The sequence below is a fragment of the Flavobacteriales bacterium genome (genome assembly GCA_016124845.1).
GTDB lineage: Bacteria > Bacteroidota > Bacteroidia > UBA10329 > UBA10329 > UBA10329.
The window spans coordinates 75079-96524 of record WGMW01000009.1; the positions used below are offsets into that span (position 1 = coordinate 75079).

Here is a 21446-nt window from a genome sequence, read left to right on the forward strand (position 1 = left end):
CGTTGCGAAAATAGGAACTTAAACCTTAGCGAATGTTCTGAATGAGCAGTCCACCTTCGGGTGCGGCAGTAACAAGAAGCATGTGGTCTCCAGTAAGCAGAAGATCGAATTCTGACATTCCCGAAACGGGAAATCCGCTCACCATTTCTCCTTTGGAATTGAAAAGCACCAATTGCTGCGAATCGGGATAACTGAAACCGATACCGGTTTCTTCAACCAGATCGACAAGGAAAGGTGCAGATGCGTTCGGTTCAATACGCACCTCAAACAGCTTTTCCTTCTTGTAACTGAAGACCTGCAACAAGTTCAGGTCGAAGAAAATGAACTCCGGACCACCGTCCTTGTCGAGGTCGGTCACCAGAAAATGATGTTCCGGACTGAACTTTCCAAGTTCCATCGGTTGTACGTCACCATCAAGTGCCACCCGGAAGATCTTCCCTGTCTCATCCGTAATGTAAACACCCGTGAACGCAGTTTCTGAGGACCTGAAAACCTGCAAGTGGTTGTTCTTTGAACTCGGTATGCGTTTTTCCACCGTCACACGGTTCTTGCCTCTGCGGTCAAGCAGATGGATCTTGCCGTTGCTTTCGCCCGTTATGATATAATCTTTGCCCGAAACAAGCAGCCGCTTGAACGGATGAATGGTGGGATCCGAAGCGCGGTTGTGGTGCCAGCCGCTCACCTTCTTGCCTTTGATGTCGTAGTTGTAGATGTGGTTGTTCTTGCACGTGATCAGCATGCGGTAATCCTTGTCCTTATCGTAATCGAAAACCACCAGATCGGTTTCGGCAGGTGAGTTCAATTCTATCGGATAACCATCCACCAGATTTCCTTCTCTATCAATGAGATAGATGAAATTCTTGGTATTGAAAAGGTATTGGAGCTTGCCATTTTTGAATGCGTCCACCTGAACGGGACGGCTCAAGATCGGCTCTTTTATCTCCGCTTTGAAAAGCTCCTGCCCCAGCTGATTGAACAGATAAACATTATTGGTTTCGTCTTGCACAAGAATTTCGGGTTCGCCACTGATGTGGTTTGTCACGAAAACGGGCGGAATGATCGGTGCTGCATCCATCTGCGCCAACCAATGCGATTCTTTCTGCGCTTTGGAAGAAGGGTTGTATTTGATAAACGTATTGGAGTAAAAAGATTGACCTGTGGAAGAAAACTGCGTGCCGATGGCCTCGAATTTATTGATGTGTTCACGGTTGCTTTCCAGCATACTGACAGCATCATGATTCAGGTAAGATTCAAAGATCTTCTCCGAACTTGGGATGTGATTGTAACTGAACATGTTGAAGGCAGAGCCCAGATTCTCCACAAACCGCGAGAAGGAAAGATCCTTGCCCAGCGTGCGGTCCGCCTGTAAATGTTCGATGTAATCGGCCACCGATTCTGACGAAGTTCCGAACACGACACACCCTTTGTAAATGGCATAGAACGGATTGTCGTATTCCTTCAGCGTTTCGCCAAACAGAACTCCAAGAATCCCATCCAATCTCAAATGTCGGATCTGCGTTCCATTCACCTCTTCGGATTCCAGTTCCTTTTCGTGTTTTGCGTCCAGTTCATCCGCAAGATCGGAAAGCAGCTTTTCGGCCAACTCTTCCGAGCGGGTCTCGAAAACCAGATAACCGTTATCAGCAAACGATGGGCTTGTCGGCCGAGTGATGCACATACCGAAACTGTTACCCATCCAGGCCAGCAGATTCTGCTCCAGATCAACCCCCAAGAGCTGATTCGCGCTGTCCAATTCAGCTTCCATTTTGCTCAGATCGCCCTGTTTGCTCAGCAATTCGCGGTAGCCGCTCGAAAACGCAATGACATCTTCAATTCCGTAAAAAACGAACGAAGCCGTATTGGACGGAATGAATTCTGCAAACTGCATGCTCTGCGGTTTCTGATCCAGGAAAAGCGACAGAAACTGCGGCAGCGAATCATTCACATACGTGAAACCATTGAGTGTAAAACCCTCCGATTTCATGTTCACATCAAATTCGCTCCAATCAGCAAACTCCACCATCGTTCGGTTCAACGACTGAAGCCCAGGCTTTAGCGCACCCGCCAAATACTTGGGCAGGTTTCCGTAGTTCACATACAGGTTGGCGTCCACGTTCTTCCCAGCTGTTTCCAGCGCAGAGCGGAAATTGGCATCGTTGCTCAGGTTTTGGCCTCCTGCCAATTGGCTCAACGACTGTTTCAGCAAACTGGCGGAAGAACTGGAAAGCAACAGTCCGTTTTTCAGCGTAAAGAATGAAATTGAGTAAGGGTGCGAAGTGACCACTTTGAAAATCGAGGTTTCTCCGTTCTTCTCTTCCGTAATGGCTCCTGCATCGCTTCCGAAACTCTTTTTCCACGCTTCCAACGCACGGGCACCAAAACCCGATCGCACCTTAATGACCTGAAAAACCTGCAACGAATCGGCCTCAGTGGCATGATACGACCGCCAGACCATCGCGCCCTTCAACGCTTCTTTCAGTTCTGCGTCTTTGGTAAGCAACGAATCGAGCCGCGCATTACGGGCCAGAAAAACGGTCAGCTCATCAATTTCATGCAAAACCCTGCTGTAATCACGCTCTTGGAAAGCCGACCACGTTGCCGTCAGGTTCGGATAGGCCATGATCAGCGAAGCAGAAGTTGGAATCGCATCCACCGGATCGGAATCCACTTCGGGCTGTTGCAGCGACTTCCAATAGATACCACCTCCCGCAAGGAGAATCGCCAGAACGGCCAAGGCTATCAGAAGCTTTTTCACAGAATGGGGTCGTTTAGAAAAAGGTACGTGATCAAGGCAAAGTTAGTATTCGGCCTGAACGATCTGTCCATCCTTCATTTCCAGTTTGCGGTCGGCCATGTCGGCCAGTTCCTCATTATGCGTTACGATGACAAACGTCTGATTGAATTTGTCACGCAGATCAAAGAACAGTTGGTGCAGTTCTTTGGCAGATTGGCTGTCGAGGTTTCCTGAAGGTTCATCCGCCAGCACAACTGCTGGTTGGTTGACCAACGCCCGTGCCACCGCCACACGCTGCTGTTCGCCACCAGAAAGTTGCGATGGCTTGTGGTCCGCACGGTCGGCCAGACCGAGAAAGCCGAGCAGTTCCTTGGCTTTTGCCTGCGCTTCTGCCTCGCTTTTCCCTGCAATGAAAGCAGGAATGCACACATTCTCCAGCGCAGTAAATTCTGGCAACAGATGATGGAACTGGAACACGAACCCAATGGCGCGATTGCGGAAATCAGACAGCTTTTTGTCTTTAAGTTTGCCTGTTTCGATGTTGTTGATGGAAACAGAACCGGAATCTGCTTTATCCAGCGTGCCGATGATGTGCAGCAGCGTGGACTTTCCAGCACCCGAAGCACCCACAATACTCACAATTTCCCCTTCAGCAATTTCGAGGCTCACGCCTTTCAGCACTTCCAGTTCGCCATAACGCTTGTGAATGTTCTCCGCCTTTATCATCACGTGCGAAGATAGGCGAGACTTCATGCTAAATAGTAATTACACTAACGAACTGCTAACAGGTGGTTTTTAATGAGTGGGGAGAAGAGCGGTTGCCAAGTGCAGCCACATTATTTTGACACTATCCAGTTACATAGTGACAAAAGTTGATTGTCTACCGTCAGATTAGCACAATTGGCAATTCTTCCATCGGAATACTGTGCGAAGATTTCACGGGACATACTTGTTTCAATTGCCGCACCGATGAATACCAGAGGAATATCAATTCGGTTCTTCTTGAATCCATCTCTAACACGTGTCAGGGCAGTATTTGCTGTTTTCCAATGTTCGTCTGCTCCTGCGGGATCAATACCACCTTTAAGCTCTCCGAGCATGACGTAGCTCTTGGCGTTTTCAATGATTGACTTAAAGGAACTACCACTAATTTCCTCCGAGTGTTTATTGAGAATTACTAAGTCAATGTTCTTCTTTACAATCGGTACGGTCAAATTATATATGAGTTGGCGTTTCTTACCTGACTTCAAAACCCATCTAATGGCTCTTATATCGGGAACTTGGTCAATTGTGTACTTATTTGATGCCAACCAGAGTTTTGATTGTTTGTCATAGAATTCAAACGGAAGGCCAAGCACTTTTAATTGAGAAACGATATTTCTCGTAAGTTTTTCGTTTGCAATTGAACCTACCAAGTTTCTCATTCTACCACCGAGAGCATCTCCAGAGGTAAGCAAATACCGGTAAATAAGTTCATCAATGTATTTCGATCCAGCAGGTTCAAGAAACTCCTTGATAAATTCTTCAAGAATGCCCTTTAAGTCATTCGATGTCAAATAGTTGTTTGCTTTGACAGAAACACCAGCGGCCTCATAACAGCTACTCTGTATTTCATCCATATTCAGGATGTCCCTTGGTTGTTTGGTTTTTTGTTCCAATATCAACTTCAGAGCCTTTGCTTTGTCGATGTATGGAATAGACTCCTTACTCTTTCTCAAGGCGTATTCCAAAAAACCACTTCTGGTTGACTCATGTGTATTTACAAGGTCAGAAGCCTTCTTTACAAATGCATTATTCATCTGATTCGTTTTCAAAGAGTTGCTCCATTATTGAATTAGCCAATGCACATGCTAAAACGGGCGGAACCGCATTTCCAACCTGTCCAAATTGAGTCATTGAAACTTCTCGTTTACTACTGTAAGAATCTAATCTTGTACCTGTAAACTCCCAGTCTTCGGGGAACGATTGTAAACAGGCCAATTCACGCACAGTAAGCATTCGGTTTTCGTATGGGTGAATAAAATCCCTATATCCGCTTCTTGTGACAGTAGGAGAAGGTTTGTCGGGGTCAAGTCGTCTGTAGGTAGAACCAAATGTTTGAAGAATGTCAGAAAGCTTTCCGCCAATCGGCACCATTTCAATCTTCTCCATCGTTGAAGGAGAATGTGCTGTTTTTTGATGATTCTTAATCTTAGTAGCCATGATTCTTAATTCTTTCCTTGATGGTTTCAGATACTCTTAATGCAGTTTCAGAAGGCTCATCTGCGACAGGTAAATCGCCAATGGCATCCCATACCGAACGGTGCTTTTCCAATTTTTGTCCGAACAGGTCAAGGGCTACATTCTCTCCATCCGTGTGTGTTGGTAATGGAAATTCAAACTTTCTATTTATCCGATTGCCAACTATAAAAACTCTCTCCCGAAATTGTGAAACTCCATAATCCGCAGCATTGAGAACGGATTTGGTCACTTTGTACTCGTACTTTTTACCTTCAAATATGATTGGCTCAGAAATTTCATTCATAATGGCCTCGATAGCTTTCCCACCTTCCCAGTTCACCATGCCTTTTACATTCTCCATAACAAAAGCTACGGGTAAACTCTCACGCACAACTCTTATGAACTGAAGTACCAACATTCCTCTTGGGTCATTCATACCCATCCGTTTTCCCGCTAAACTGAAAGATTGACATGGTGGACCGCCAATAACCAAAGCCGCTTGAGTTGGTTTCAAATTGGCCGCGTTTAGAATTTCTTCTGTCGAAATTTCCGCTAAATCTCCTTGAATGATCGGTAAATCAGGCTTGTTGGCCTTCAGCGTTTCACAACAGGATTTGTCATATTCAACAGCAACTGCTGTTTTAAAACCAGCCATTTCAAATCCGATGTCCATACCACCTGCACCGCTGAATAGGCTAATAACCTGATTTTGCTTCTTGGACTTCTTCATTTAACAAATAACCGATTTTCAGTTCTATCGCACCACCAATACCTCTTTTTTAATGCGTTTGCTCGATGAGAGCATGGAGATGTACGTGCCTGCCGCCAGGTTCGAAATGGAAATGTCTGCGATCGGGTTGTGTTGCTGGTGGTAAATGCGTTTACCGTCCATCGAATACACATCTACCATGATCATTTCGTTCAGGTTCGAATACAGATGAACCGTTCCGTTTTCGGCCACAGGATTCGGGTAGAGCGAAAGGATCGTTTCTTCCTCAGGTTCTTCCACCGCCACCACATTCACCGCGTCAATATTGATGTTATCGAGATACATGTTCTGTCCCCATCCACAATGGAAACGGAAAACGATCATCACATCCTCATTTCCCATAAAACTGCTTAGGTCAATGCTATCGGTGCGCCATTCGTTGGCCGCTGGAACAAACACATCGCTTGAGTTGTCGGGAGCCGTGGCAATGTCGGTTCCGCCCTTGAAATAGAGACTCTGATAATTCGCTCCGCAATCGGTGGAAACAAGCACTTCCAACGAATCGGAATAGCCGCCACCCCAGCGGGCGTAGGCCACATCAAAGGTCAGCCAGGCATCCTGCAAATAGGTCATGTCAACGCTCACCACAGCGTCATCAATCTGTCCAGCAGCGTTGTAATCATACCCACGGATGTACATGCATTGGTCGCTCGCATCAAAGCCACCGACCGTGTCCTGCAATTCCCACGTAATGTTCTCGTCCGAGTTCTTGATCTCGAATCCGTTCGGAGGAAAAACCATCTCGAAACCTTCCTGCAGATCGCTCAGCGGCTGGTAGGCGTCAATGGTGATGTAGAGCGAATCGATGCTGAAATCGCCATCGCTTTCGGTCACTTTCAAAATCGTCAAATGCGTTCCGGGCGAATCGTAAGTCACATCCGCATTCCACGTGTTTGCCGTGGATGGCGTTCCGCCCTGAAAGGTCCATTCCCACGTGGCGTTGTCGTGATTGAGCATGGAATGGCACACGTAGTGGAACGTGTCTGCTTCGCAATGCTGTGTGGTTTGGAGTTTGTCCACCATCACTTGCGCGATCGGATTTGATTGCGCTTCGTAGAAATTGCTTTCCCAGATGCCTTTTCCGTAAGACGCAATGCGCATTTTCCCATCGCGGTAAAACGGTCGCGCAATGCACGTGTTGGTCACAACGGGAAGTCCATCACCGAAATCCACCCAATCGTTCATGGAATTGTTGCGATAGAAAATGGTCTTGTTGGTGGAGAGGTAGATGCCGCCATCCGTGCCACCGATCAGGTTCAACGACCGTGGAGCTTGGCCATCGAGGGTCGAAGTGGTCAGATTCGTCCAACTGCCGCCACCGTTGACCGATCTGTAAACGCGCTGTCCGTTTCCCGTGCTGGCAAACGCGATCCAGACTTTTTCAGGATCGGTGGGGTCCACCTGGATCAGCATTTTCCGGCTGTTGCTTACCGATGGCAGCGTGACCGTATTCCAGTTCTGGCCGCCATCGGTGGTTTTCCAAAGCGTTCCGCTTGATGATGGATTCACGTTCTGCTGGCACACGTACATCACATTTGGGTCGGACCACGATTGCTCGATGTAAGTGACCTGATTGTCTGCATCCGAACCGAACTCCGCGAAGAGTTCAAACGTTGTGCCTTTATCGTCCGTTCGCCAAAGCTGATGGTCCTTGCCCGTGTAGGCAATGGAATAGCAGCGCGGGTCGAATTCCATTTCGGAAGATTGCACCACCGAATAACTCTCGTTCGGGTCGATGCCGAAACCGACATTCTCTACGGTTTCTCCAATGTTCTCAGGCATGATCTTTCCGTTGATGTCGGATGAATAGACTCTTCGATTTTCGCCTTGGTTCACGTAGCCGCTGGCAGGTTCGCCACCGCCAAGCTGTAGGAAATTTCCCTCGCCATAATTCTCGTAATACGAAAGATTGCCGTTGTGATAGAGGCCACCGATCAGCACATCCTCGTTCCAGCCGCTACCGAAACCCCAATAATCTGCACTGCTGATGCCGTACATTCTTGGTTCAAAATTGGCGGAGTTGAAGAAATCGGTCGAGCGGTAGATGCCGCCATCGCAGGTGATCCACGTGGTGTTGCCAATGGCTCGGAAATCCTGCATATCCACATGCATGTTGTACGGACCGCCCACATATCCCGCCAAGGCGTAAAACGTGGCTCCGCCATCATCCGAACCGTAGAGATTCAAACCTCCCAAACGGATCTGATCTGCATCGGTGTTCGAGGCCATCAGCGCACAATTGTAATAACCTTGATGGTATTGCCAGTTCACCGTGCCGATGGCCAAATTCATGTGATTCGCATCATACGGACCACCCGCAGGACCATTCGGCAGCGTCCATGAAGTTCCGCCATCCGTGCTTTTCCAAACCCCGATATAACCTGTGTCGCCAGCCTTGGCCTCCCCGATCAGGTAAGCGTAAACGCGGTTGGGGTTGGCATCGGTCACCGCCAAGCGGCCGCCACCATCATTCCTGTCGGGATCGGTAGAGGAGAACCAACCGCTGGATTGCACCGCGAAATTCGCACCCGCATCGGTAGAGCGCAGGAACTGGCAAATGTTGAGCGCATCGCTGTGTTTGAGCAGATACACCATATTGTCGTTGCTGGTGTTACACTTCAGGTCAAACGCTCTTTCGGAGTACAATTGCGACCAGTTTTGTCCACCATCGGTAGTTCTGAAAACGCCTTGATCGGTGGCGGCAAGCACCACATTCGGGTTGGATGGAATGATGAGGATCTCGTTGGCGTTGAGCTGCCACGTGTAAAGCGACTGATTCCATGTGGCACCGCCATCGGTCGATTTGAAAATGTAGCTGCCTGAACCGATGTAAACTGTGTTCGGGTCGGTGGGATGAATGTCGATGGCGCGGACAGCTCCGTCCAACGGGTCATTCAAACTGACGTTGAACCAGTTGTTGCCGCCATCGTTGCTGCGGTAGCATTCGCCCGTCTCCGATCCACAATACAGCACATTAGTGTTTGATGGAGCTTGGTCAATGGAATAAATGTTCGATTGCTGCGAAACAGGATTGCCATTTGTATTGTAGGCCACCAACGGCCCCACCAGCGACCAGTTTCCTGCACGGCCGGAACCGACACTTGCCGCCATTTCTTGGTGTTCTCGAAGGAAATCCTGTTCGGTTGGCATGTCCACAAAGCCATGTATGTCAATGAAATCATCTACCGAGCGCCTCCACCGTTTGTAGAACTGCGTGTGGTAGCTCTTCTCAAATTCGTGTTCGCGATAGTATTCCCGATATGCCTTATCGACCGCAAAAACATTCGGGTTTTCCGCGTACATCATCTGCGCCCAAGCAGGTGCTTTGGAAATTTCATAGTCTGATGGACGGTACATTTTCTGCGCAAAACCGCTGAGGGCAAGCAGCAGAAAAAAGGCAGGTAAGAGTTTCTTCATGCTCAAATCTAATCAGGGCATCACGGCAGATGTGTCTGCGGCAGACAGTTCTGCGGAGTTGCCAGCGTTTGCCATCAGTGCAGTCATTCGCACAACCATGGTATCGGCATACATTCTTGGAAGCGTGTGGCCCATGCCGTCTATCCAAAGTGTTTCTGCATGTGGGATGAGTTTGGCTGTTTTTTCGCCATGCGCAAATGGAATGAGTGGATCGGTTTTTCCGTGGATGACCAAGGTTGGCGTTTGCAGTTGTTTCAAGGCTTCCTCTCGCGAACCCGAAACCTCAATGGCCTTGGTCTGCTGAAGCCCCGATTGCTGATTATAACCGCTTCGTTTTTCAATATCATATCTGGTAAGCTGTGCAATTCCGTTTATGTCCAGATCGTATTTCTCCGAACCCATCAATAGCGACCTGATGGCAATTCTCAACTTAACGGCATCCACCACATCTCCGCTCAGTCCGTACTTGATGGTGTTGATGCCGATCTGCTTGAAAACGTTGAGGTCAATGGCTGGCATTTCGGGATCATCCGCCCAAGCGGTTGACATGATTGAAGTGAGACTTTGTGCTCGCTCAGGATGCTCAGTGCAGAGCGTCTGACCGATCATCCCGCCCATGGATGCACCGACCACGTGCGCTTTCTCAATTTTGAGCGTATCCAAAACCGCAATGGCATCATTGGCCATATCGCTCAGCGTGTACGGATTTTCTGGATCGAAGGCATTCCAATCGCTGTTTCCAACGCCACGGTTGTCAAATCGGATGACCTGGTAACCGCTGTCCACAAACGGCTGATAGAAGAAATCGGGCCACACCAGTGCATCGGCCGAAAGGCCCATGATCAACAGCACACTTCCTTTTATGGTGTCCTGAGGTCGATGAACGTCATACCAGATCTTCACACCATCATTCATGGCATAACCGGCCTCACCAACCAACTCTTGAAGTGGAGCATTGACCGCGGCTTTTATTGCTGCGGTTTCCTCATCAGAGAATTCCCGTGCGCTCAGCTGGATATAGGCATAACCGAAACTCACCGCAGCAAGAACAAGGATGAGCAACCCGATAAGTATTCGTTTAAGCATCTGTCAAATTTAATGGAACGGCAGTTCAGGTTGCAGCAACTGAAAACTCATGCGGTGCCATTCCGTTGGGCCGTGCTGGCGAATGGCCAAACGGTGTTCCTTGGTCGGATAACCTTTGTTCCGATTCCAACCGAAATGTGAGTATTGATCGTGCAGCTTTCGCATGATCTCATCACGGTGTGTTTTGGCCAGAATAGATGCTGCCGCGATGTTCATGTACTTGCCATCGCCTTTTACAATGCACTCGTGCCGAACATCCTTGTACGGAATGAACCGGTTGCCATCCACCACAATGAACTCAGCTTTGGTCTTGAGTTGATCCAATGCGCGATGCATCGCCACGAAACTTCCTTTCAGAATGTTTATCTGATCGATCTCTTCATTGGAAACGATTCCGACCGCCCAGGCCAAAGCTTTGGCCTCCACTTCGGGTCTGAGCAACTCTCGTTTTGCTTCGGTGATCTTCTTGCTGTCATCCAAACCTTCAATCGGGTTTTTGGGGTCGAGGATGACGGCAGCGGCAACCACAGGTCCTGCCAAACAGCCGCGGCCTGCTTCATCGCAGCCTGCTTCGAGGAGTTCGGTTTGATAGGAGTTAATTAGCATGATTTAACCGCAAAGACGCGGAGAAGGCGCAAAGTGCGCTGAGATTAAAAATAGTTCTTTGTGTCCTTTGCGAAAACTTTGCGCCTCTGCGGTTAACATAAGTGCCTTCTTAGAACATCCGCAAACGTCCAAACATCTTCAAACGAATTGTAGAGCGGAACGGGCGCCAAGCGGATCACATTCGGTTCGCGGTAATCGGTAATGATGCCTTCATCCAAAAGAGCTTGGTGTAATTTTTTTGCTTCGCGATCGACATAAAGTGAAAGCTGACAACCGCGCTGGTCAGGGTTTCTTGGCGTAATGATGCGAACATCTTCCGAGTTCAATTCATCTATCAGAAATTCCAGATAACCTGTGAGTTTCAAACTCTTTCCGCGCAGCTTCTCCATGCCCACTTCTGCATGAACATCAAGCGCAGCTTTGTGTACCGCCATTCCAAAAACTGGAACGTTACTCAACTGCCAACCTCTGGCCCCTTCGGCCGGAACAAAACCCGGTTCCATTCTAAAACGCGAATCAGGATCATTTCCCCACCAACCTGCAAAGCGATAAAGTTTTGGGTTGTTGCAATGCCGCTCGTGAACGAAAACCCCAGAAACATTTCCTGGCCCAGAATTCAAGTATTTGTAACTACACCAACAGGCAAAATCCACATCCCAATCGTGCAGTTGCAATGGAATATTTCCAGCACCGTGGGCTAAGTCGAATCCAACAACAGCACCGACCTTATGCCCTGCTTCGGTTATCGTTTTCATATCGAAAACCTGTCCCGTGTAGTAGTTCACACCACCGAACATGACCAACGCCAACTCATCGCCCGTTTCGTCAATGGCCTTCAGAATATCTTCTTCGCGGATAAGGTCTTCACCATCGCGCGGAGCGATCTCAATAATGGCTTCTTCAGGCTCATAACCATGGAATCTCACCTGACTTTCCAATGCGTACTGATCGCTCGGAAATGCTTTCGCTTCGCAGATGATCTTGTAGCGCTTGCCTCTCGGAACGTAAAATGAGACCATCAACAGATGAAGGTTCACCGTCAGACCGTTCATCACAGTTACTTCTTTGGGTTGCGCACCGACCAGTTTGCTCAATTGTTCTGGAAAAATATCCTGGTAACTGAACCATGGCGTTTTGGCGTGGAAGTGTCCTTCTACGGCAAACTCGGCCCAATCATCCAACTCCTGATTAACGAAATCCTTAGCGGTTTTCGGTTCCAAACCCAACGAATTGCCACAGAAATAGGTGGCCGCCTTTCCGTTCAGTTTCGGATGATGAAAACGGTTGCGGTATTCCTTCAGCGGGTCTTCCGCATCCAGCTGCTGCGCAAAGCTTTTTGAATTTTCGAACTGCATGCGGCAAATGTCGCTATTTAGGTGAATGCCCCGAATATGACCCGATAGGGCTATTTCCTCTCGCATTGCATGTCGGTAGTTTTGAATCATGAGATCAAACCCCTTCCTTTCCGTTCTTGGAGTGGCCTTTTCGGTCGCCATTCTTTCGTCTGGTTGCCTTTTTAGCAAGAAGGATAAACCGAAGTGTGATAATACCTGTCAGTTCGCTTATGATGGCGTGTGTGATGATGGCGGGCCCAACTCCAGTTACTCAGTATGCGATTGCGGAACAGACTGCTCTGACTGCGGCAACCGAACAGAAATTGAGTGTGAAACAGGTTCAAGCTCCTCAAGCAGTAGTTCTTCAAGTTCGGGAGGAAGCTCTTCGAGCAGTTCCAGCGGTGGGTCTTCCAGCTCCAGCTCAAGCGGTTCAAGTTCGGGAGGAAGCTCATCAAGTTCAAGTTCAGGAGGTGCGTTCACAGGTGCCTACATGAACAGTGCTTCCTATTACTTTCCGAATGTCAACAACTGTGACGCTGGCGGTTCAGTCAATGGTAGTGATGCAATGATTACCGTCATGTACGATTTAGATAGCGGATCTGGTGCATTGGACCCAAGCAATATTCAAGTTCACAGCACTTTTGCATTCAGTAATGGAACCACCATCAATCAATCAAGCGGCCATGTATTTGATGTAACGTCAAGCAGCTTCGTATTACGAGATTGCCTTTTGTTTGATGATGCCAGCTATGTAAACATCGACTTCAGACTTTGGTCGGGAAGCACCCCTGTATCAAACACCAAAAGCATTACCGTTTACAGACCTTCTGGAGGGAATTAATATGAACACATCAATAGCATTCAGAATAACCATAGTACTTCCCCTGTTGGGCATTTCCCTGATCACGCTGCAAGGTTGTTTCAAGGATAAGAACGCCACACAGGAAGTCTGCAACAACACCTGTCAGTACGCCTACGATGGCGAATGCGATGATGGCGGTCCCAATTCGCTTACATCGCTATGCGATTGTGGGACAGATTGCGCAGACTGCGGAACACGGGAAAAGTCTGACAATGATTGCTTGGACGGAAGCTCTTCAAGTAGTTCGAGTTCATCCAGCGGTAGTAGTTCTTCCAGCTCTGGCGGGGGTTATAGTATTTCGGATCTGAACGGCTTTTGGACCTCTCCTTCGGGCGCGATCGATGGCAATGACTGGTTTCTGTACCTGTGTGACAACGGACTTTTCGTTTTCAAAGAGTACAATCCGGTCGGAGAACTACAGTTCAACCAGAACGGAAACTGGTCGGTCTCCGGGTCTAACCTTTACCTTACCGGTTCCAATAATTGGACATTCACGGTTCAAAGTTTGAACACCGTAGATGGAATTCTCGTCCTGTCAACCAATGGCCATCAGTCCACGTTCACGCTTGGTGGTCTGGACCCATGCCAAACAACGGGGTCTTCAAGCAGTTCAAGTGGTAGTTCCAGCGGTGGTTCGTCCAGTTCCAGTTCTTCGGGCGGGCCTGTTTCCTGCGGTTCATCTGTTACTGATATTGATGGCAACACGTATCAGGTGGTTCAGATCGGAAACCAATGTTGGATGAAGTCGAATCTCCGCACGAAACACTTCAGAGATGGCTCGGCCATTCCCGAAGGAAGCCCCTGTAATATTGTTGGAGAGAACGCGTGGGCCGGTTTCGCTGGCGCCTATTGGTGCTATCCCGGTTGTGATGCATCCAACCTCTCAAGAGATGGGCTGCTCTACACCGCACAGGTAATGACCGATGCGAGAGGAATATGTCCGAACGGTTGGCATGTGCCCACACGCACCGAATACAAGGAGCTGATAGACTATATAGATAACGGCACGGTCGGAACGGTTTCGTGGAACATCGCCATACCGAAACTCAAGGCCACAAGCGGTTGGTATGGAGAGGATATAGGCGGTGGCACGGGAACCTATTATAATAATGGAACAAACAGCACCGGTTTTACCGCTTATCCGGCAACGCAGGTTACGGATTACGGAGTTGGAAGCGATGGGCTGCACGGTTATTGGCACCTCATAGATGACATAAATGCCGGCAATATGGGCACGTTGCATATGGAGGCGGTTCCTCAGTGGCTGCTTAACGGCAGTAATTACACGGAGGGAAGCTTTGAACAGGCGGGTGAAACGGCAAGTTGCCGTTGTGTAAAAGACTGACCGCGTGCGTGAGATACTTGTTCGGCTGCTTGCCAACGCCATGCTCATTTGGAGCTTCGCCTGCTTCTATTTTTTCAATGGCTATTACAGCAACTTTCTGAATGCCGATGCCAAGAACACCATCTTGGTGTTGGCCATTCTGCTTTCGGTCATCAGCTTGGTGGAAGCGTTTTTTCTCGCAAAGCGGAAACGACTGAACCATGGGTTGAAACTGTGGCTATCGCTGAAACAGCTTTGGAGTTCCCTCCGAACAATGGTGCAGCAACCCGAAAAGGGATTCAAACTGGGTTTCTCCGCCAAGCGGAATCTGCTGTTCGCGTTGGTGAAGTTCTTCTTCACGCCCATCATGATCAAATTCGTGGTGGGGAATTTCAACGCCATCCAATTCAAGTTGAATTTCTTCGCTTCGCATGAAATGGATTGGTTCTCCATGCAGTTCTTCAACGACCATTTTTACGGCTTGGCGTTGGCCGCCATTTTTATGATCGACACCGCGTTTTTCGCCTTCGGTTATCTGTTTGAGGCCCGTTGGCTGAAGAACAGAATCCGTTCGGTTGACACCACTTTTTTCGGTTGGCTGGTGGCGTTGGCCTGCTATCCGCCATTTACCGATTCGGTTGCCAAATGGGCTCCGTGGCATACCAACGATTATGCTTGGTTTGGGTCTACTGAACTGACCTTTGCCGTTCGAATTCTCCTTTTGACATTACTTGTGGGATATGTGGCCGCCACGGTTTCACTCGGCACCAAATGTTCCAATCTCACCAATCGGGGAATTGTGACCAAAGGCGCGTATGCCATTGTTCGGCACCCTGCGTATTTCTGCAAGAACCTCTTCTGGTGGATCGTGCTTATTCCTGCCATTTTCAATAACCCTTGGGCAATTCTGGGAATGGTCTTTTGGACGCTGATCTATTTTTTCCGCGCCATTACCGAAGAACGCCACCTCGTCAAAGACCCTGATTACCGAGCCTATTGCGCGAAAGTGAAATGGCGTTTTGTGCCAGGATTGATCTAAATCTTGTAGAAGGATTACTGTGGTGTGCAGTAATACGTATCCTCGGCATCTGAGATGATCAGCGAATTCTCCGTCAGCGTAAGGATGTGAAGTTTGGCATCTTCCGCCAGCGCAGGGTCGCCCGTCCACGGACATGAATCGTAAAATCCGATCGTGTACCCATTTTCAATCATGGTTCCATTACAGTTCTGTCCAGAATCCCACAGCACAAAATTCCCGTCATGGTCCGAATCATCATAGATCGAGTTGGCATAGCAGATGCATTGGCCCGTAGTGCTGAATTCGATCACCACATAATACGAAGCACTATCGAGCAGATCGGTCTGCCAAGGCCCCCATTGAACCAGTTTGTCAACCACGGTCATATCGCCAATGGTTGCATAACCCGTTCCTGCACAGCCGTTGCTATCAACAGCCGTTACTGCGTAAGTACCTTCATCACTTACCTGAATGCTATTGTATGTGTTTCCTGTGCCTGTTTGGCCTGTACTCCAGAAGAACTCATACGGACCGTACGTGCCTCCCTGCGCCAATGCCACGAGCGTATTACCTGGATCGACACCAACAGTAACCGACACTCGATTGGTGAGACACGGATTTTGAGGAAGTGCTGGATTCGGTTCTACTTGGTTTGTCGTGTTGTTGTTCGGGGTATTGTTGGGTACAGGAACGTTCTGCGGATCCAACTCCGAGGCATTGGCAGATGACATTGCAGCAATGGTCGCACCAACTGCCGCAACAGCAACTACCGTGGTCACGCTAACAGCCGTAACCGCTGCTGCTACTGCACCGACAGCTGTTCCTACGATGCTCGTTCCCACAATTGCTCCCGTGGCTACGGCAACTTCGGCCACGCCAACGCCAATTCCAAGACTCACCAATCCATCAACAAAACCATCCGATTGCGCTTGTTTCTGCGCCACATAAACAGAGCCTGCTCCTGCATTTCCCATGCTCAGGTAACATTCTCCAGAATAGTACAGGTCACTTTCCCCCGTGCTCCAATTATAGTTGTAATGATTCAAGATCATGCTCGTATCCCCCGCAGGGAAATCGAATGTGACCAGAAGGTTCAGTCTCTCCCCGTTCACCTCAAAAACCGCTCTGTCAAAGTTTTTGGTGACGGGGTCGAGGATGAAATTGACCACCGTGTCGGAAGCAGTTCGGGCTACGCGAATGCTACTCACATCCTTCGGGGAGCCATCAGCATTGAAAGTCCCGTAGAAATCGACCGTGGTTCCCGCATCCGAATCGATCACTTCCGCCTGAAGACCGTTGGCCGTTGCGTTCGGTTCTCCTGTCTGGTTGGTGAAAACCGTTATCTGAGGCGGTGTGCTGCCATTCGGAGTCTCATCCTTCTTGCAGCCATTGGTAGAAACGAGCAGCGCAACGGCAAGCATGGAAAGTCGTAGTCGATTCATTTGGGCAAGGTTCAAAAATTATACGAAAAGCTCACCCCGAAACCAGGGTTCGATCTCACGTTCACTCCGCTGTAATGCGTGTCATTCAACAGAACGGGAGACAATCTGGCCGTTCCGTTTGCCAGCAAGTTTGCGCGTTTCTTGTATTTGGCCGAGGAACCCATGACGGCCGCACCGGCTATCAACATGGCCGTTCCTCCGACAACACAGATGGCACCCGCCACCCGAAAGGCAGTTGCCTGAGCGGAGTAATCAACAACCGAGGTCGTATTGAGGTCATCGTAATACACTCCTCTGGAAAATAGAACGACTCCAGGAACTATCAGAACGGCACCGACACCCAATACCACAGCTCCTTTGATGATCTTCTTCTTGTAAAGGCTGCGGTTCTCCGCCTCGGTCCTGCCCCATTTGTCCACGTTGGTCGGTGTGGTGGCTACTGGCTCATCGGTCACTTGAACCCCGCTGCTCAAACCACCTCCCGAACTGGAAGGTGCGGTCTCTGTTGTTCCCGCATCTTGCGTGGTGTATTCTTCCGCTGGCGCGATGGGCTGTTCCTGCTGTGCGGGTTCGGGAGCAGCAGAGGCGGTGATCATTTCCTTGGTTCCGTTGGCATATTTGATCATAAACAGTTCCGATTTGAGTGTGGAGAAGGTAGGACCCTCCAGATTGTCCATGCGCTTGTACTTCACTTCGGAAGAGGTCACTTCGGTGATCTTCACATCGGTTTCATCGCCACTGAGAAAGAACAAACGGTCTTGCGCCAACGATTGCGAAACACTCAATATGGCAATGCTTAGAAAGAGGATGATGTTTTTCATGTTCATGATTTAGTCGATGCCGAAGGCGTAAAATTTGTGCATGATGTAAAAGCCGTATTCATTCGGAGGCAATGCCGATTTTGGAATGATCTCGTACACACCATCATCCAATCGCTTTATATCGAACTGGATGTCGTTGCCCGAAACGTGTTCTGAACTTGCACCGCCCCACGAACCCGTGGTTTTGGTGGAAGGCATGTGACGGTCTTTGGCAGGATCCCTTCTTCCACGCGCCAATAGGTCGAAACGCACCAGACGTATGTAATCCATCGGGTCGAGACCAGGCGCAAACTTCACCACAAAATTGAATCCGCCATTGGAGCTGAGCCGAACGGTAGAACGGTCGCCACGCATCATCCAAGAAGAACTGCTGCTGGCGTAGAAAGGCGCTGCCACGGTAGATGTTTTGATCTCAGGTTTTCCCTTTTCCAACTGAATGAGCTTGCCCGTTGCCTGATCGAGCACATAGGGTTGGTTATTGAAATAGTTGCCATCTGCTTTGAACGTGGCCGCGTTGAACGGTCCGCTCGATGTAGGTGGAGCAGCTGACGAAGTGGTATTGGAATAGCTCGGGGCCGAAGCCGGGGCAGCCGCAACAGCTGGCGCAGCACCCGGTTTGGTCATCACCTCGCTCTGTCCGTTGGCATACTTCACTTTGAAAACCTTGTTGCGCTCGATCACAAACACAGGTCCATCCAAGTTGTCCATGCGCTTGTACTTGAGTTCGGATGACGAGATCTCGGTGAGTTTGGCCTCAACCTCATCGCCATTGAGCATGTAGATCACATCCTGCGAAAAGGCGGCATTGCCAACGATCAGATTAATCGCCAGAAGGAAAAAGAGCTGTTTCATGCTTTATCTTTTGGTGAATGAATAGCCATAGAAAATGATGACCTGCGTGTCTTTGCTTACAATGGTGGATTCGGCCGGAGGCGCGGTCTGCTGTATGGAACTGCATACCATCAGCGCAGAACCGCTGGGATCGTATGTCACGGTCAGCAGACCCGTCTTCTCATCCACCGCCCAATCGAACGGCAGCACATTCAAACACGAGGAACCGACCTCGCATTCCTCATTCACGTGCAATTGTCCCGTGTTATCGTTATCGAAGATCATCGTACCGAATTCGTCACAATAGTTGTTGACATCCCAAGAACCCGTCATGTGCTCTTTCAGCACGTCTTTCTTTTTGAGGCATCCCGATTGGCCGATCAGCAACGCTGAGAGAAATAGAATGGAAAATACTCTTCGCATGGTAGTTTGTTAAATTGTCAATGCATTTGCAGAGCGCAAGTTTTCAAGACCTGCTTATCGAAACAATGGCCCTTTCGGGTCATATTTCCTTGCGAAAAGAGCATCTTTGGAACCATCCATCTGAAACAGTTCGGTTGAAAAAGGTTTACATCTGTGAGGATCATCCCCTGTTCCGAGAATCGCTGGAACAATTGGTAAACATGGCCGATGACATGGAACTTGTGGGTTCAAATTCGGCTGCCGCTGATGCCATCTCCGAACTCAAAGAACGGACTTCCGATGTTGTTCTTCTCGACCTGAATCTCTCCAAAGGAGATGGTTTTGAGGTGCTGGAATTCGTACAAGCGAACATTCCCGAAACCAGAGTGATCGTGCTCACCAGCTACAACGACAGACTCCTTGCCGATAAGGCTCGCAGAGCAGGTGCTTCGGCCTACATGCTAAAAGATACGGATGGCGAAACGCTGCTGGAATCGATCCGCGGTCTGAAGGATGGGAAGTTTGTCTCAAATGTTGTGGGAGACGAAGCCAACACGGATTTCGACCCAGACAGAGAATTTGCGTCCATTCTGAAACTCACCCGAACCGAGAAAAAGATCGTCAAAGAGCTGATCGGTGGAGCGTCCGTGGCCGACATCGCTGGTCATCTTTTCATTTCTGAGAACACCGTAAAGAACCACAAGAAGAACATTTACCGCAAGTTGCAGGTAAGCACACAGCCAGAGCTCATTCTATTGTGCCAGAAACATGGGTTGCTGGATTGATCGATATAGATGGCCGTCCATCCTTTTGGTGTGTCTGCTCCTGGTAGGTTCCAAAGGTTTCGGACAGGGAATCGATCTTGTGCCGTTCTCAATTTCGGTGGAAACGCCAGAAAAACTTCGTCCCGAAGATGCGCTGAAGCTTTTCTCCGATTCGTCTCTTCTCATTTCTGAGAATACCACGTTCGGTTTTTCTGAGAATTACTTCTGGATATTGCTTACGCTGCCGAAGGATGTCTCAACATCGGAAAGCTATTTTCTGGACATCGACAATCCGCATATCGACCACATTCAGGCGTATTGCATCAGCAATGGAAAGCTGTCATTTCTGGGCAGAAGTGGCGACCGCATGCCGTTTTCCGAACGCACTTACCAGAACAGACGCAACGTGTTTCCTGTGCAGTTCAATTCGTTGGAAGACCGCATTCTTCTTTTCGTGGACAAGCGGAATGCCTCGGTCACAGTGCCGCTGAAGCTCTGGGAAAGCCACGCGTTTTTCCAGCACGAAGCGCGGTCGAACATGGTCTATGGCCTCTACTTCGGCATGCTGCTCATCATCATCCTCTATTCGTTGCTGATCTTTTTGGTGCAGCGGTCGGGCGTTTACCTGTGGTACATGATCTATGTTCTCAGCATGTTCCTGTACCTGTTTACGCATGTCGGCTACGGCTTTCAGTTCCTGTTCCCAAACCAGTTTGAATGGAGCAACTACCTACGATTGATCATGATCGTGCTGATCGTCATTTCGCAGATCCGCTTTACGCAACTGTTCCTGCCTATCCGTTCCGTGGCCATTTGGGTCAATCGTATTTACAATTTCATCATTGCCGCGCTTGTCGGGATTGTGCTTTGGTGGATTCTCGTTCCAGGTCTGTTCACCGCCAACACCATCATCGTTATCAATGTGATCTACGGCTTCATCGGGCTGACGGCCATTCTGCTTTTCGTGGCACTTATCCGTTCATGGAAACCCGACCGCACCTCGGTCTTGTTTTACACCGCAGCCTTCGGCATGAACCTGCTTGCAACGTTCCTCATGATCGCAGAAGAGTACGGGGCCATCCGACTGACCTGGCTGCCGTTGCCGCCTATTTTCATCGGTTCACTGTTCGAAATCCTGATCTTTGCTGTTGGATTGAGTTACCGTTCCAAGTTGATCGGTGACGACCGCAGGAAACTGCTGGCCGACATCAATCACCTGCAGCAGCACGCCATGCAATCATTTGTGCGCGGCATGGAAGAGGAAAAGGTGCGCGTGGCCAACGAATTGCATGATGATGTTGCTTCGCGGCTTTCCCTACTAAAAATGAAACTGACCGAAAGTTCCGACCAGGAATTGAGCGGGCAGTTGGCCGAAATTGCGGATGGCGTGCGCAGGATCTCGCATCAGCTGAATCCTGTTTCGTTGGATGACCAGACGTTCTTGGAAAAGATGAAAGAGCTGGTCTCGGAACACCGAAAAAGTGGCATGCAGATCGACCTGCAGGTTTTCGACATGCGGAAATCGGTCCCTAAGGAAACAGGCCTGCAACTCTACCGCATTTTACAGGAAGCGTTGCAGAACATCCGCAAACACGCCAAGGCGAAGATGGTGGAAGTTCAACTTTTTCAGCACGAAAACGAACTGGTGATGACGGTTGAGGATGACGGAGCAGGCTTCGATCAAACAAAAAAGAACACCGCTGGCCTTGGCACCAAGAACATGCGTTTGCGTGCCGAACAAATGAAAGGCGAATTCAGCATTTCCTCCGCAGTTGGCGAAGGCACAAGCATTATGGTTTCGGTGCCGATCGGCTGA

17 protein-coding genes and 1 pseudogene are annotated in these 21446 nt (G+C 49.2%); 5 read left to right on the plus strand and 13 right to left on the minus strand.

Features of this window, described 5'->3' with window-relative positions; all coding sequences use genetic code 11:
- Positions 1-25: 25 nt before the first annotated feature.
- The 9 genes from GC178_04420 to kynU form a co-directional block, all read right to left on the minus strand.
- Positions 26-2755: a DUF3352 domain-containing protein gene (locus GC178_04420; protein MBI1286804.1), complete on the minus strand. Its 2730-nt coding sequence runs from the start codon at positions 2753-2755 to the stop codon at positions 26-28.
- Between the two features lie 42 nt (positions 2756-2797).
- The gene (locus tag GC178_04425; protein ID MBI1286805.1) at positions 2798-3460 is read right to left on the minus strand and encodes an ATP-binding cassette domain-containing protein; all 663 of its coding nucleotides are present in this window, start codon (positions 3458-3460) and stop codon (positions 2798-2800) included.
- 110 nt (positions 3461-3570) lie between these two features.
- Positions 3571-4533, minus strand: coding sequence for a type II site-specific deoxyribonuclease (locus GC178_04430; protein MBI1286806.1), 963 nt, complete (start codon positions 4531-4533; stop codon positions 3571-3573).
- The gene (locus GC178_04435) at positions 4526-4936 is read right to left on the minus strand and encodes a modification methylase (protein ID MBI1286807.1); all 411 of its coding nucleotides are present in this window, start codon (positions 4934-4936) and stop codon (positions 4526-4528) included. Before GC178_04435 ends, GC178_04430 begins: the two co-directional genes overlap by 8 nt.
- Entirely contained in the window at positions 4926-5684 is a 759-nt protein-coding gene (gene dcm, locus GC178_04440) for a DNA (cytosine-5-)-methyltransferase (GenBank protein MBI1286808.1), read from the minus strand. The genes GC178_04435 and dcm overlap by 11 nt, the downstream gene beginning before the upstream one ends.
- Positions 5685-5708: 24 nt before the next feature.
- Entirely contained in the window at positions 5709-9140 is a 3432-nt protein-coding gene (locus GC178_04445) for a T9SS type A sorting domain-containing protein (GenBank protein MBI1286809.1), read from the minus strand.
- Positions 9141-9152: 12 nt separating this feature from the next.
- Entirely contained in the window at positions 9153-10226 is a 1074-nt protein-coding gene (locus tag GC178_04450; GenBank protein MBI1286810.1) for an alpha/beta fold hydrolase, read from the minus strand.
- A 9-nt stretch (positions 10227-10235) separates the two neighbouring features.
- Positions 10236-10832 carry a ribonuclease HII gene (locus tag GC178_04455; protein MBI1286811.1) on the minus strand — a complete coding sequence of 199 codons (597 nt, stop codon included), beginning with the start codon at positions 10830-10832 and terminating at the stop codon, positions 10236-10238.
- 92 nt (positions 10833-10924) lie between these two features.
- Positions 10925-12187 (minus strand): kynureninase, encoded by a 1263-nt coding sequence (gene kynU, locus GC178_04460; GenBank protein ID MBI1286812.1) that lies wholly within the window; start codon positions 12185-12187, stop codon positions 10925-10927.
- 313 nt (positions 12188-12500) lie between these two features.
- Between kynU and GC178_04465 the strand changes: the two are divergent.
- The 3 genes and pseudogenes from GC178_04465 to GC178_04475 all read left to right on the plus strand — a co-directional run bounded on the left by GC178_04465 (position 12501) and on the right by GC178_04475 (position 15391).
- A pseudogene (locus GC178_04465) lies at positions 12501-12641 on the plus strand (xylanase).
- A gap of 367 nt (positions 12642-13008) precedes the next feature.
- Entirely contained in the window at positions 13009-14373 is a 1365-nt protein-coding gene (locus tag GC178_04470) for a hypothetical protein (GenBank protein ID MBI1286813.1), read from the plus strand.
- A 4-nt stretch (positions 14374-14377) separates the two neighbouring features.
- Complete coding sequence (locus GC178_04475) at positions 14378-15391, plus strand: DUF1295 domain-containing protein (GenBank protein MBI1286814.1); 1014 nt, start codon at positions 14378-14380, stop codon at positions 15389-15391.
- A gap of 14 nt (positions 15392-15405) precedes the next feature.
- Here GC178_04475 and GC178_04480 read toward each other — a convergent pair whose 3' ends face one another.
- The 4 genes from GC178_04480 to GC178_04495 are packed head-to-tail and all read right to left on the minus strand — an operon-like array spanning position 15406 to position 18887.
- On the minus strand, positions 15406-16812 hold the full coding sequence (locus GC178_04480; protein MBI1286815.1) for a hypothetical protein: 1407 nt from the start codon (positions 16810-16812) through the stop codon (positions 15406-15408).
- An 11-nt stretch (positions 16813-16823) separates the two neighbouring features.
- Positions 16824-17633, minus strand: coding sequence for a hypothetical protein (locus tag GC178_04485; GenBank protein MBI1286816.1), 810 nt, complete (start codon positions 17631-17633; stop codon positions 16824-16826).
- 9 nt (positions 17634-17642) lie between these two features.
- Entirely contained in the window at positions 17643-18485 is an 843-nt protein-coding gene (locus GC178_04490) for a hypothetical protein (GenBank protein ID MBI1286817.1), read from the minus strand.
- Between the two features lie 3 nt (positions 18486-18488).
- Positions 18489-18887 (minus strand): hypothetical protein, encoded by a 399-nt coding sequence (locus tag GC178_04495; GenBank protein MBI1286818.1) that lies wholly within the window; start codon positions 18885-18887, stop codon positions 18489-18491.
- Between the two features lie 20 nt (positions 18888-18907).
- On the opposite strand from GC178_04495, the gene GC178_04500 reads away from it, so the two are divergent.
- Both GC178_04500 and GC178_04505 read left to right on the plus strand, forming a co-directional pair.
- Positions 18908-19651 carry a response regulator gene (locus tag GC178_04500; protein MBI1286819.1) on the plus strand — a complete coding sequence of 248 codons (744 nt, stop codon included), beginning with the start codon at positions 18908-18910 and terminating at the stop codon, positions 19649-19651.
- Complete coding sequence (locus GC178_04505) at positions 19635-21446, plus strand: hypothetical protein (protein ID MBI1286820.1); 1812 nt, start codon at positions 19635-19637, stop codon at positions 21444-21446. The genes GC178_04500 and GC178_04505 overlap by 17 nt, the downstream gene beginning before the upstream one ends.

Coding starts and splice junctions, on each gene's coding strand:
- GC178_04425 (MBI1286805.1), bottom strand. CDS start 3,460: ATGATAAAGGCGGAGAACATTCACAAGCGTTATGGCGAACTGGAAGTG.
- GC178_04430 (MBI1286806.1), bottom strand. CDS start 4,533: ATGAATAATGCATTTGTAAAGAAGGCTTCTGACCTTGTAAATACACAT.
- GC178_04435 (MBI1286807.1), bottom strand. CDS start 4,936: ATGGCTACTAAGATTAAGAATCATCAAAAAACAGCACATTCTCCTTCA.
- dcm (MBI1286808.1), bottom strand. CDS start 5,684: ATGAAGAAGTCCAAGAAGCAAAATCAGGTTATTAGCCTATTCAGCGGT.
- GC178_04445 (MBI1286809.1), bottom strand. CDS start 9,140: ATGAAGAAACTCTTACCTGCCTTTTTTCTGCTGCTTGCCCTCAGCGGT.
- GC178_04450 (MBI1286810.1), bottom strand. CDS start 10,226: ATGCTTAAACGAATACTTATCGGGTTGCTCATCCTTGTTCTTGCTGCG.
- GC178_04455 (MBI1286811.1), bottom strand. CDS start 10,832: ATGCTAATTAACTCCTATCAAACCGAACTCCTCGAAGCAGGCTGCGAT.
- kynU (MBI1286812.1), bottom strand. CDS start 12,187: ATGCAGTTCGAAAATTCAAAAAGCTTTGCGCAGCAGCTGGATGCGGAA.
- GC178_04470 (MBI1286813.1), top strand. CDS start 13,009: ATGAACACATCAATAGCATTCAGAATAACCATAGTACTTCCCCTGTTG.
- GC178_04480 (MBI1286815.1), bottom strand. CDS start 16,812: ATGAATCGACTACGACTTTCCATGCTTGCCGTTGCGCTGCTCGTTTCT.
- GC178_04485 (MBI1286816.1), bottom strand. CDS start 17,633: ATGAAAAACATCATCCTCTTTCTAAGCATTGCCATATTGAGTGTTTCG.
- GC178_04490 (MBI1286817.1), bottom strand. CDS start 18,485: ATGAAACAGCTCTTTTTCCTTCTGGCGATTAATCTGATCGTTGGCAAT.
- GC178_04495 (MBI1286818.1), bottom strand. CDS start 18,887: ATGCGAAGAGTATTTTCCATTCTATTTCTCTCAGCGTTGCTGATCGGC.
- GC178_04500 (MBI1286819.1), top strand. CDS start 18,908: ATGCATTTGCAGAGCGCAAGTTTTCAAGACCTGCTTATCGAAACAATG.
- GC178_04505 (MBI1286820.1), top strand. CDS start 19,635: ATGGGTTGCTGGATTGATCGATATAGATGGCCGTCCATCCTTTTGGTG.